This is a genomic window from Pseudokineococcus sp. 5B2Z-1, from assembly GCF_037482305.1.
GTDB lineage: Bacteria > Actinomycetota > Actinomycetes > Actinomycetales > Quadrisphaeraceae > Pseudokineococcus.
Window position 1 is genome coordinate 45,000 of sequence record NZ_JBBHZG010000009.1, and the last position, 11,422, is coordinate 56,421.

The window sequence follows — 11,422 nt, forward strand, 5'->3', positions numbered from 1 at the left end:
CCCGCACCACCGCGCGGTGGTGCGGGCCCGTCGTCGTCGTGGCGGGTCGCCGTCGTGCGGCTCGGCGCCTCTAGCTCGACCGCACCTGCGTGATCTGGGTGAGGATCTTCACGCGCAGGGTCTCGGGCGCGCAGTCGCTCGCGCAGGCGCGCTTGACGACCTGGCGCACCACGACCTCCACGTCGCGCTCACGCAGGCACGGCGCGCACTCGTCGAGGTGGCGCTGGATGCGGCCCACGTCGACCTCGTCCTCGGTGGACAGCTCGTGGTCGAGGAAGGCGTAGAGCCGGTCGATGACCTCGTCGCAGTCGGTCTCCCGCGGCTGCGAGGACGGCCCGTCCACGGCGCTCATGCGTCGGCCCCCTGGCGGGCCGCCGACACGCCGCGGTCGCGGGCGTAGTCGGAGAGCAGGTCGCGCAGCTGGCGGCGCCCCCGGTGCAGGCGCGACATCACGGTGCCGATGGGCGTGCCCATGATCTCCGCGATCTCCTTGTAGGCGAAGCCCTCGACGTCGGCGAGGTACACCGCGATGCGGAAGTCCTCGGGGATCTGCTGCAGGGCCTCCTTGACGTCGGAGTCCGGCAGGTGGTCGAGGGCGTCGGTCTCCGCCGACCGCAGGCCGCTGGAGGTGTGCGACTCGGCGCGCGCGAGCTGCCAGTCCTCCACGTCCTCCGAGTGCGACTGCTGCGGCTGCCGCTGCTTCTTGCGGTAGGTGTTGATGTAGGTGTTCGTGAGGATCCGGTACAGCCAGGCCTTGAGGTTCGTGCCCGGCCGGTACTGGTGGAAGGACGCGAACGCCTTGGTGAAGGCCTCCTGCACGAGGTCCTCCGCGTCGGCGGGGTTGCGCGTCATGCGCATCGCCGCCGAGTACAGCTGGTCCAGGTGCTGCAGCGCCTCCGCCTCGAAGCGGGCGACGCGCTGCGCCTGCGTCTCCTCGTCGGAGACGCGCGAGGAGCGCTCGCCGACGCCCTCCCCCACCTCGACCTGGGGCTGGACGTCGTCGCCCCCGCCGTCCGCGGCGCGGTCCGCCGCGGTCGGCTCCGTGACCTGTGCCGTGCGCTCGTCTGCCATCTCTCGCGAGCGTAGTCCCGCGCGCGGGACACCGCCCGCGGCGGCGGGCCGCAGCGGCGCCTCCCGCCGGCTCTGCGTGTCCAGGACGACCAGCATGCCCCTCCTCCTCGGCCGCGTGCGTGCTCGACGCGCCCCACCCGCTCCCGCGGGCCGGCCCGTCGCTGCTGGGAGGCACAACACGCGCCGGGCCCGCCGGTGTTCCCCCGGGCCGCTCCCCTGGGCCGCTCCGCTGGGCCGCTCCCCCCGGCGCGCCCGGCGGCTCCCCCGGCCCCAGCCCCCGCACCGCCCAGCCGCCCCGCCCGGGACGTCCGCTCCCGCGTGGCCCGGGGAGCCGTGATGCGGTAGACCACAGCCCATGACGATCATGCGACGACTCGCCCGACCGCTGCTCGCCGCCGCCTTCGTCGACCAGGGTGTCCAGCTCGCCCGCAAGGCGCCCGAGCGCGCCGCGGCCTGGTCGCCCGTCGTCGATCGCGTCCGCGAGCCCCTCTCGCTCGGCGACCGCGACGTCGCCACCGTCGTCCGCGTCGACGGCGCCGCCATGGCCGTGTCCGGCCTCCTCTTCGGCCTCGGGCGCCTGCCCCGCGCCTCCGCCCTCGTGATGGCCGTGAGCATGGCGCCGTCGACCGTCGCCGAGCACGCCTTCTGGAAGGTGCAGGGCGAGGAGCGCAAGGCCCAGCGCACCCTCTTCCTCAAGGACCTCGGCCTCGTCGGCGCCGCGCTCGTCTCGGTCGTCGACACCGAGGGCCGCCCCGGCCTCGGGTGGCGCGGCAGGCGCGCCGCCAAGGACGCCTCCCGCGCCTCCCGCGGCGCGGCGAAGCTCGCCCGCCGCGAGGCCCGGCACGCCGCGCACACCGTGGACCGCGAGGCGCGCCTCGCCGGCCACCGCGTCGGCTCCAAGGTCGGCGTCTGACCCACCGCTCCCGCCCGCGGCCCGGTCCCCATCGGGGGCCGGCCGTCGGCGTCCCGGGACCGGTCCCCCGGCGCGCCGGCACCGGCCCCGTCGCCGCACCGCCGCACGACCCGCCCACCGCCCGGGCCGCCACCTGGCCACCGCTGCGCGACCACGGTCCGGTGAGCCCGCCCGCGGCGGCCGTCACCGGAGGCGGGTCCCCGTCCGGCCCTTCCCTACGCTGGCGGGCATGGAGCTCTCCCGGTGGCCCGCCCCGACCGCGCCCGGCCCCGTCGACGCCGTCGTGTCGCTCCCCGGGTCGAAGTCGCTGACGAACCGCTACCTCGTCGTCGCGGCGCTCGCCGACCGCCCCTCGCGGCTGCGCTCCCCCCTCGTCTCGCGCGACACCCGCCTCATGGCGGGTGCGCTGGAGGCCCTCGGCGCCCGCGTGCGCGAGGTGGAGGGGGCGGCCGGCGCCGGGAGCGTCGACTGGGTCGTCGAGCCGGCCGAGCGGCTGCGCGGCGGCGCCGTCGACGTGGGCCTCGCGGGCACCGTCATGCGCTTCGTGCCGCCGCTCGCCGCCCTCGCCGACGGCGACGTCCGCCTCGACGGCGACCCCCGCGCCCGGGAGCGCCCCATGGCGCCCGTCGTCGACGCGCTGCGCGCCCTGGGCGTCGACGTCGAGGACGCGCCGGGCGGCGCCCTGCCGATGGTCGTCCACGGCCGCGGCGCCGTCCGCGGCGGCGCGGTCACCATCGACGCCGGCGCCTCCAGCCAGTTCGTCTCCGGCCTCCTGCTCGCCGCCCCGCGCTACGCCGAGGGGCTCGTCGTCCGGCACGCCGGCCCGCCGCTGCCCAGCCAGCCGCACGTGGCCATGACGGTCGAGACGCTCCGCGACGTCGGCGTCGACGTCGACGACTCCGAGCCCGACACGTGGGCGGTGCGGCCGGGCCCGGTGGCCGCCCTCGACGTCCAGGTCGAGCCCGACCTGTCCAGCGCGGCGCCCTTCCTCGCCGCCGCCGCGGTCACCGGCGGGCGCGTGCGCGTCCTCGGCTGGCCGCAGCACACGACGCAGGCCGGCGACGCCCTGCGCGACCTCCTCGACGAGATGGGCGCCGAGGTGTCCCTCGACCGCGAGGGCCTCGTCGTCCGCGGCGGTGAGCTCTTCGGCGTCGACGTGGACCTGCACGAGGCCGGCGAGCTCGTGCCCGTCGTCGTCGCGCTGGCCGCCCTGGCCTCGACGCCCACGCGCATCCGCGGGGTCGCCCACCTGCGCGGGCACGAGACGGACCGCCTGGCCGCGCTCGTGCGCGAGGTCGAGCGGCTCGGCGGGCGCGCCGAGGAGACCGAGGACGGCCTCGTCGTCCGTCCGCGGCCGCTGCACGGCGACCTCGTGCGCACCTACGCCGACCACCGCATCGCCCAGGCCGCCGCCGTCCTCGGCCTGCGCGTCCCGGACCTCGTCGTCGAGGACGTGGAGACGACGGCGAAGACGCTCCCCGGCTTCGTCGACCTGTGGACCGGCATGCTCGACGGCACCGGACCGGGCGGAGCGGGCGGGACCGCGAGCGGGGCGGCCGCCCGGTGAGCCGCCGGGTGCCGGACGAGGACGACGTCCGGACGCGGCCGAACCCCCGCGGCTCGCGGCCGCGCACGAAGGAGCGGCCCCGCCACGCGGACGCCGTCCCCGGCCGGGTGCTCACCGTCGACCGCGGCCGCTCCACCGTCCTCGTCGGCGAGGACACCGCCCAGGAGGTCGAGGTCACCGCCGTCAAGGCGCGCGAGCTCGGACGGGCCGGCGTGGTCGTCGGGGACCGGGTGCACCTCGTCGGCGACACGAGCGGCGCGCCGGACACCCTGGCCCGGGTCGTGCGGGTCGACGAGCGCCGCACGGTCCTGCGCCGCTCGGCCGACGACGACGACCCCGTGGAGCGGGTCCTCGTCGCGGGCGCCGACCAGCTGGCGGTCGTCGTCGCCGCGGCCGACCCGGCGCCGCGGACGGGCCTGGTCGACCGCTGCCTCGTGGCCGCCCTCGACGCCGGCATGGACGCCCTCCTCGTCGTCACCAAGGGCGACCTCGCCGACCCCGCACCGCTCCTGGAGGCCTACGCCGCCCTGGACACGCCGGCGGTCGTCCTGCGCCGCGCGGCGGGCGCCGGCGGCCCGGAGGACGCCGACGGCGGCGGGCCGCCGCGCCACGACGCCGCCGGCCTGGCCGCGCTCCGCGAGCGCCTGCGGGGCCGCACGACCGTCCTCGTGGGGCACTCGGGCGTCGGGAAGTCGACCCTCGTCAACGCCCTCGTGCCCGACGCGGGCCGCGCGACGGGCCGCGTCAACGACGTCACGGGGCGGGGCCGGCACACGTCCTCCTCCGCGCTGGCGCTGCGGCTGCCCGGCCCCGCGGGCGGACCGCCCGAGGGCTGGGTCGTCGACACGCCGGGCGTCCGCTCCTTCGGGCTGGCGCACGTGCGCCCCGGCTCCCTGCTGGCGGCCTTCCCGGACCTCGAGCCGGGCAGCGACGACTGCCCCCGGGGCTGCACCCACGACGAGCCCGAGTGCGCGCTCGACGCCTACGCCGCCTCCGGCGCCGCCGGGGAGGCCGGCCCCGCCCGCCTGGCGTCGCTGCGGCGCCTCCTGCGCAGCCGCAGCGGCGAGGAGGCGGCCGCCGGGGCGGCGCGCGACGCGGCGGCCCGCGAGCGGCGGCGCGAGCCGCCGGAGCACCCCGGCGGGCCCCCGGTAGCGTCCGGCCCGTGAGCCCCACCTCGGCCGAGAGCCTGCGCCGCGCCCGCGGGGTCGACGACGACCTCCGCCTCGCGCACGTCGTCGTCGACGCCGTCGACGCCCTGACGACGTCCCGCTTCGGGGCCCTCGACCTCGCCGTCGAGGCCAAGCCCGACCTGACCCCGGTCACCGACGCCGACCGCAGCGCCGAGGAGCTCGTGCGCGCGCAGCTGGCCCGCACGCGGCCCCGCGACGCCGTGCTCGGCGAGGAGGGCGGCGCCACCGGAAGCGGCTCGCGGCAGTGGGTCGTCGACCCCATCGACGGGACGAAGAACTTCGTCCGCGGCGTGCCCGTGTGGGCGACCCTGCTGGCGCTGCTCGTCGACGGCGAGCCCGTCGTGGGCGTCGTGTCGGCGCCGGCGCTGGGCCGCCGCTGGTGGGCCGGCACCGGCACGGGCGCGTGGACGGGCCGGTCGCTGTCGTCGGCCCGGGCGCTGCACGTCTCGGCCGTCGACGACCTCGCCGACGCCTCGCTCTCCTACTCGAGCCTCGGCGGGTGGGAGGAGCGCGACCTCCTCGAGCCGGTCCTCGACCTCACCCGCACCGTCTGGCGCACCCGGGCCTACGGCGACTTCTGGTCGCACGTGCTCGTCGCCGAGGGGGCCGTCGACGTCTCCTGCGAGCCCGAGCTGGCGCTGCACGACATGGCGGCCCTCGTGCCGGTCGTCACCGAGGCCGGGGGCCGCTTCACCTCGCTCGCCGGCGAGGACGGGCCGCACGGCGGCAGCGCCGTCGCCACCAACGGGCTGCTGCACGACCGGGTCCTCGCGGCCCTGGCGCCCCGGGCCCCGGGGGCGACGACGACACCGGGCCCCGCCGCGCGCTGAGCCGCCCGGCTGCGCAGACTGGGCGGGTGAGCACACCCAGCGCAGACCCGGACCCGTCGGACACCCCCGGCCTCGAGGAGGGGAACGGCGTCCGCCCGGGCGACACGCCGCCCTCGGAGGCCGGGACGTCGGGGCTCTCGGCGCACGAGGCGAAGGAGCCCTCCGGCGCCGTCAACAAGGCCATCCCGATCGCCATCGTGGCGCTGGTCTTCCTCTTCGTCCTCTTCCTGCTCGTGCGCGCCGCCTGGCCCAGCTGAGCGAACCCGCCGCGCTGACCCGCACGCGCCGGGACGCACGACGGCCCGGCCCCCCCGAGGGGCCGGGCCGTCGTGCGTCGGGTCTCGGACGTCCGGGGGTCAGGAGCCGGCGGCGTCGTCCTCGCCGTGCTCGCCCCGCCGCTCGTCGGCGCCGACGAGCCAGCCGCGCGGGCCCGCGAGCTCGTCGGCCGCCGCGGGGCCCCACGAGCCGGGCGCGTAGGGCTGCACCTCGGGGCGGTCCTCCAGGAGCGGCCGGACGCGCGACCAGGCGCTCGCCAGCCCCTCGGAGCTCGTGAAGAGGGAGCGGTCGCCCCGCAGCACGTCGAGCAGCAGCGCCGCGTACGGGGGCAGCGGGTGCCCGCCCTCGACGTCGGTAAGCGAGAGGTGCGCCGACGTCGCGGTGAGGGCCATCTCCGGCCCCGGCTTCTTGAGCACGAGACCGACGTCGAGGGCGCCCGGCCCGGACAGGTCGAACGTCAGGACGTCGCCGCCCTCGGGCAGGTGCGTGAGCGGCGTCGGGTCGGGGCGGCGCAGCACGAGGCTGACGCGCTGGGCGTCGCCGCCCATGCGCTTGCCGGTGCGCAGGAGGAACGGGACGCCGTGCCAGCGGTCGGTGTCGACCCACACCCGCGCCGCCACGAAGGTGTCCGTGGTGGAGTCGTCGTCGACGCCCTCGATGTCCCGGTAGCCCTCGAACTGCCCGAGGACCACGTCGTCCTTCGACAGCGGGCGCACCGCCGCCAGGACCTCCTCGCGGGCCGCCTGCAGGTCCTCCGGGGAGCTCGACGCGGGCGGCTCCATGGCCACCTCCGCCGTCACCTGGAACAGGTGGGTGACGAGCATGTCGAGCACGGCGCCCGTGGCGTCGTAGAACTCGGCGCGGTCGGCGACGTCGAGCGACTCGGGCACGTCCACCTGCACCTGCTCGACGACGTCCCGGCTCCACGCGGAGCCGAACAGCGCGTTGCCGAAGCGCAGGACGTGCAGGTCCTGCGTGCCCTCCTTGCCGAGGAAGTGGTCGATGCGGAAGACCTGCTGCTCGTCGAGCACCTCGTGCACGAGGTGGTCGAGCTCGGCGAAGTCGTCCGGGGAGGTGCCGAAGGGCTTCTCGTAGACGACGGTGGCGCCGTCGGCGAGGTCGTGCTCGCCGATGGCGCGGGTGGTCTCGGGGAAGGCCTTGGGCGGGATCGCCAGGTAGTGCACGAGGTTGGCCCGCTCCCCCGTGTCCCCGCGCATGTCCGACCGGGCGTGCGCGATGACGTCGAGGAGGCTCCCCGGGTCGTCGGTCTTGAAGCCGCCGCCGGCGAACAGCAGGCGTGAGGAGAACTCGTCCCACGGGCCCTCGTCCGGGTGCGGGCCGAACTCCTCGAGGACCTCGCGGACGTGGCCGCGGAAGTCCTCGTGCGCCACGTCGCCGCGGCCGTTGCCGACGAGGCGCCAGTCCTCCGGCATGAGCCCGCGGCACGCCAGGTCGTAGAAGGCCGGCAGCACCATGCGGCGGGCGAGGTCGCCCGTGGCGCCGTAGAGGACGAAGACGGTGGGCGGGGGCGTCGTGGCGTCGGACATGCCCTCGACGCTAGAGCCGCTCGGGAGCCGCCGCGCCCCGGGACGACGGAGGCCCCGGACCTGTCGGTCCGGGGCCTCCGTCTCGTGGTAGCGGGGGCAGGATTTGAACCTGCGACCTCTGGGTTATGAGCCCAGCGAGCTACCGAGCTGCTCCACCCCGCGTCGTGGCAGCGACGGTACGTCATGACCGTCCGCAGGCCAAACCACCGGCGGCCGCGGTGGTGGCAGCGGTCGTGCCGACCCGTGCGAGCTGCACCGCGGACGACGAAGGCCCCGGACCTGTCGGTCCGGGGCCTTCGCCTCGTGGTAGCGGGGGCAGGATTTGAACCTGCGACCTCTGGGTTATGAGCCCAGCGAGCTACCGAGCTGCTCCACCCCGCGTCGTGGCAGCGACGGTACGTCATGACCGTCCGCAGGCCAAACCACCGGCGGCCGCGGTGGTGGCAGCGGTCGTGCCGACCCGTGCGAGCTGCACCGCGGACGACGAAGGCCCCGGACCTGTCGGTCCGGGGCCTTCGCCTCGTGGTAGCGGGGGCAGGATTTGAACCTGCGACCTCTGGGTTATGAGCCCAGCGAGCTACCGAGCTGCTCCACCCCGCGTCGTGGCAGCGACGGTACGTCATGACCGTCCGCAGGCCAAACCACCGGCGGCCGCGGTGGTGGCAGCGGTCGTGCCGACCCGTGCGAGCTGCACCGCGGACGACGAAGGCCCCGGACCTGTCGGTCCGGGGCCTTCGCCTCGTGGTAGCGGGGGCAGGATTTGAACCTGCGACCTCTGGGTTATGAGCCCAGCGAGCTACCGAGCTGCTCCACCCCGCGTCGCACGAGGAACACTACGCGGGGTCCCCCTCGTGGCCAAATCCGGGCGGTGGCGACCCGGCGGCGCGGTCGGCGGTCACCCCTCGGGGCGACCGCCGACCGCCCCCGTCACCCGCCCGCGGTGCCCTCGGCCGGAGCCGTCTCCGTCGGCGCGGGGGTGGAGCCGTCCTGCGCCGTCGCGTCGGCACCGGTGGCGGCGTCGACCTGCCCCTGCGCCTGCAGGGCCCGCGTGACGGCCTCGGACAGGGCGTCCTGCTGCTCGCCGTAGGTGGCGAAGTCGCCGTCGGCGAGCGCCTGCTGGCCGGCCTGCAGCGCCGCCTGCGCGTCCTGAAGGGCCTGTGCCAGCTGGTCCTGGGCGCCGGACGGGGCGGGCGTGCCGCCCCCGTCCCCCGTCGGCGGGGTGACCGGGGCGTCGCCGCCGTCGCCCGCGTCGCCGGCCGTGGCGCCCGAGTCGCCGCCGAAGACCTGGTTGAGCGCCTCGTCGAGGGTCTGCGCGAAGCCGATCTCGCTGCCGAAGGACACGAGCGCGTACTGCAGGCGCGGGATCTGCGTGCCGCCGGAGCTCTGCACGTAGACCGGCTGCACGTAGAGGAGCCCGCCGCCCACCGGGAGCGTGAGCAGGTTGCCGAACGCCACGTCGGTGTTGTTCTGGCTCAGCAGGTTCAGCTCGGTCGAGATGGTCGGGTCGGCGTCGAAGTCGTTCTGCACCTGCCCCGGCCCGTTGATGACGAGGTTGCGCGGCAGCTGCAGCAGCCGCAGCTGCCCGTAGCCCTCGGCCACCTGCCCGGCCCCGCTCCCGCCGGCGTCGCCGTCCACCGCGAGGAAGCCCGTGAGGATGTTGCTGGCGTCCGCGTCCGAGCTCGGGATGTAGGAGGACGTCAGCGAGAAGGCCGGGTCCTCCTGCCCGGGCATCTGCAGCGTCAGGTAGTACGCGGGCTGCAGCGGCGGCCGCACGCCCTCGGGCACGTCGGCCGTCGGGTCGTCCGGGATCTGCCAGCGGTCGCTGTTCTGGAAGAAGACCTCCGGGTTGGTGACGTGGTAGGCGCCGAGGACGCTGCGCTGCACCTTGAAGAGGTCGTCCGGGTAGCGCACGTGGTCGAGCAGCGCCTCGCTCATCTCCGACACGGGGGTGAGCGCGCCCGGGAAGATCGACTCCCAGGCCTGCAGCACCGGGTCCTCCTCGTCCCAGGCGTAGAGGACGACCTCGCCCGAGTAGGCGTCGACCGTGGCCTTGACGGAGTTGCGGATGTAGTTGACCTCCTCGGGCGGCAGCGCCGTCAGGGTCTGGGCCCCCTGGTTCGCACCGCCCTGCGTCGCCGCCGAGCCCGCCAGGCCGGCGACCTGGCTGTCGGCCGTGACGTCCTGCAGCGTCTGGCGCTGGGAGTACGGGTACTCGTTGCTCGCCGTGTAGCCGTCGACGATCCAGACGACGCGCTCGTCGACGACGGCCGGGTACGGGTCCCCGTCGAGCGTGAGGAAGGGCGCGACCTTGCCGACGCGCTCGCGCGGGTCGCGGTCGTAGAGGATCTGGCTCTCGCTGTTGAGGGCGTCCGACAGGAGGATGTTCTGCTCCTGGAACTTCACGGCGTACAGCAGCCGCTGCCACCACGAGCCGACCGACGGGCCGCCGTCGCCCGAGTAGGTGTTGTAGGCGACGCCGTCGCCGCCCTCGTCGTCGGTGGGGTAGTCGACCTCTCGGGGCTCGGTGCCCTCCGGCGCGCCGACGATCGAGTAGTCCGGGGAGTTCTGCCCGAAGTAGATGCGCGGCTCGAACTGCCCGAGGGCGCCCGGCGTGTTGATGCCGGACTGGAAGTACGCGGGCAGGCCGCCCGGACCGCGCTGGTTGCCGTAGGCCGCCACGACGCCGTAGCCGTGCGTGAAGATCGTCGCGGTGCTGACCCAGTTCTGCTGGCCGCCGGAGAGGCCGGAGAGGTCGAGCTCGCGGACGCCGATGACGGCGTCCTCGACCTGGCCGTCGATCTGGTAGCGGTCGACGTCCAGGGGGTCGGAGAACGTGTAGTACTGGCGCTGGCGCTGGTCCTGCTGGAAGGCGGGCTGCACGATCGCCGGGTCGAGCACGCGGATGTTCGCCGTGGTCTCGGCGTCGTCGCGCAGGGCGCCCGCCTCGGCCTGCGTGCTGGCCTGGTAGTTGGTCACCTCGGTGGTGTCCACGTCGAACGCCGCGCGCGTGGCGTCGATGTTGTGCTGCAGGTACGGCGCCTCGCGGGTCTGGGCGCTGGGGTCGACCTGGAAGCGCTGGACGAGGTACGGGTAGATGCCGCCGACGACCACCGCCGAGGCGAGCATGACCACGACGCCCAGCGCGGGCAGGCGCCAGCTGCCGCGGAAGGCCGTGACGACGAAGAGCACGGCCACGAGCAGGGCGATGACCGCGAGGATCGTGCGACCGGGGATCTCCGCGTTGGCGCCCGTGTAGGTGGCGCCGAGGAAGCGACCGCTGCCGTCGGTGAGGGTCGCGTACCGGTCGAGCCAGTAGGAGCCCGCCTGGAGGAGCACGAGGAGGCCGGCGCTCACCGACAGCTGGACGCGCGCGGTCGTCGTCGTGCGGGGCCCCTGACCCTGCAGCCGCAGGCCGCCGTAGAGGTAGTGGACGAGCGCCGCGCCGATGCCCGCCAGGAGCACCACCGCGGTGAGGAACGAGACGAGGAAGCCCAGGAAGGGCAGCGTGAAGACCCAGAGACCCACGTCGGCCCCGAAGATCGGGTCGTCGACGCCGAAGGGCTCGGCGTTGAGGAAGAGGAGCACCTGCTCCCACTGGGCCGAGGCGGCCGACCCCGCGAAGAGCCCGAGGACGACCGGCACGGCCACCGACAGCAGGCGGCGCAGCGGCTCGAGGCTCTCGCGGTAGCGGTCGAGGTTGGCCGACTCGGCGTCGACCGGCGCGTACACCGGGCGCGAGCGGTAGGCCACCCGGAGGCTGACGAGGACCGCGGCGGCCATGAGGAGGCCACCGACCAGGAAGAGGGCTCCCTGGGTGAGCAGCCTCGTCGTGTAGACCTCGGCGAAGCCGAGCTGGGAGAACCACCCGTACTCGGTGACGACCTGGCTCGCGGCCACGACCAGGCCGACGAGGACCACGACGACGACGACGGCGGGCAGGAGCGCGGGGGGGGGGGGGGGGGGGGGGGGGGGGGGGGGGGGGGGGGGGGGGGGGGGGGGGGGGGGGGGGGGGGGGGGGGGGGGGGGGG

General features: G+C 75.8%; 9 protein-coding genes and 4 tRNA genes. 5 read left to right on the forward strand and 8 right to left on the reverse strand.

The genetic code is table 11. The features are described from left to right. Positions 1-70 precede the first annotated feature (70 nt). Both rsrA and WDV85_RS16435 read right to left on the reverse strand, forming a co-directional pair. The gene (gene rsrA, locus WDV85_RS16430; protein WP_298804430.1) at positions 71-352 is read right to left on the reverse strand and encodes a mycothiol system anti-sigma-R factor; all 282 of its coding nucleotides are present in this window, start codon (positions 350-352) and stop codon (positions 71-73) included. After that, positions 349-1,071: a sigma-70 family RNA polymerase sigma factor gene (locus WDV85_RS16435; RefSeq protein WP_339571651.1), complete on the reverse strand. Its 723-nt coding sequence runs from the start codon at positions 1,069-1,071 to the stop codon at positions 349-351. Before WDV85_RS16435 ends, rsrA begins: the two co-directional genes overlap by 4 nt. A gap of 355 nt (positions 1,072-1,426) precedes the next feature. Here WDV85_RS16435 and WDV85_RS16440 point away from each other — a divergent pair, with 355 nt between their 5' ends. The 5 genes from WDV85_RS16440 to WDV85_RS16460 all read left to right on the forward strand — a co-directional run bounded on the left by WDV85_RS16440 (position 1,427) and on the right by WDV85_RS16460 (position 5,828). Further along, on the forward strand, positions 1,427-1,984 hold the full coding sequence (locus tag WDV85_RS16440) for a DoxX family protein (protein ID WP_298804427.1): 558 nt from the start codon (positions 1,427-1,429) through the stop codon (positions 1,982-1,984). 229 nt (positions 1,985-2,213) lie between these two features. Continuing rightward, positions 2,214-3,551, forward strand: coding sequence for a 3-phosphoshikimate 1-carboxyvinyltransferase (gene aroA, locus WDV85_RS16445; protein WP_298804425.1), 1,338 nt, complete (start codon positions 2,214-2,216; stop codon positions 3,549-3,551). Next, on the forward strand, positions 3,548-4,717 hold the full coding sequence (rsgA, locus tag WDV85_RS16450) for a ribosome small subunit-dependent GTPase A (protein ID WP_339571652.1): 1,170 nt from the start codon (positions 3,548-3,550) through the stop codon (positions 4,715-4,717). Before aroA ends, rsgA begins: the two co-directional genes overlap by 4 nt. After that, a complete protein-coding gene (gene hisN, locus WDV85_RS16455) occupies positions 4,714-5,571 on the forward strand; it encodes a histidinol-phosphatase (RefSeq protein ID WP_339571653.1) in 858 nt (285 codons plus the stop codon). The genes rsgA and hisN overlap by 4 nt, the downstream gene beginning before the upstream one ends. Positions 5,572-5,597: 26 nt before the next feature. Continuing rightward, the gene (locus WDV85_RS16460) at positions 5,598-5,828 is read left to right on the forward strand and encodes a DUF6480 family protein (RefSeq protein WP_339571654.1); all 231 of its coding nucleotides are present in this window, start codon (positions 5,598-5,600) and stop codon (positions 5,826-5,828) included. A 99-nt stretch (positions 5,829-5,927) separates the two neighbouring features. Here the strand turns inward: WDV85_RS16460 and WDV85_RS16465 are convergent, their stop codons facing one another. The 6 genes from WDV85_RS16465 to WDV85_RS16490 all read right to left on the reverse strand — a co-directional run bounded on the left by WDV85_RS16465 (position 5,928) and on the right by WDV85_RS16490 (position 11,333). Next, positions 5,928-7,394, reverse strand: a complete 1,467-nt coding sequence (locus WDV85_RS16465) for a glucose-6-phosphate dehydrogenase (RefSeq protein ID WP_339571655.1) — start codon at positions 7,392-7,394, stop codon at positions 5,928-5,930. An 85-nt stretch (positions 7,395-7,479) separates the two neighbouring features. After that, positions 7,480-7,556, reverse strand: a tRNA-Met gene (locus WDV85_RS16470). 142 nt (positions 7,557-7,698) lie between these two features. Further along, positions 7,699-7,775, reverse strand: a tRNA-Met gene (locus WDV85_RS16475). 142 nt (positions 7,776-7,917) lie between these two features. Then, positions 7,918-7,994, reverse strand: a tRNA-Met gene (locus tag WDV85_RS16480). A gap of 142 nt (positions 7,995-8,136) precedes the next feature. Beyond that, a tRNA-Met gene (locus WDV85_RS16485) sits at positions 8,137-8,213 on the reverse strand. Between the two features lie 108 nt (positions 8,214-8,321). Next, the gene (locus WDV85_RS16490) at positions 8,322-11,333 is read right to left on the reverse strand and encodes a UPF0182 family membrane protein (RefSeq protein ID WP_339571663.1); all 3,012 of its coding nucleotides are present in this window, start codon (positions 11,331-11,333) and stop codon (positions 8,322-8,324) included. Positions 11,334-11,422: the final 89 nt, after the last annotated feature.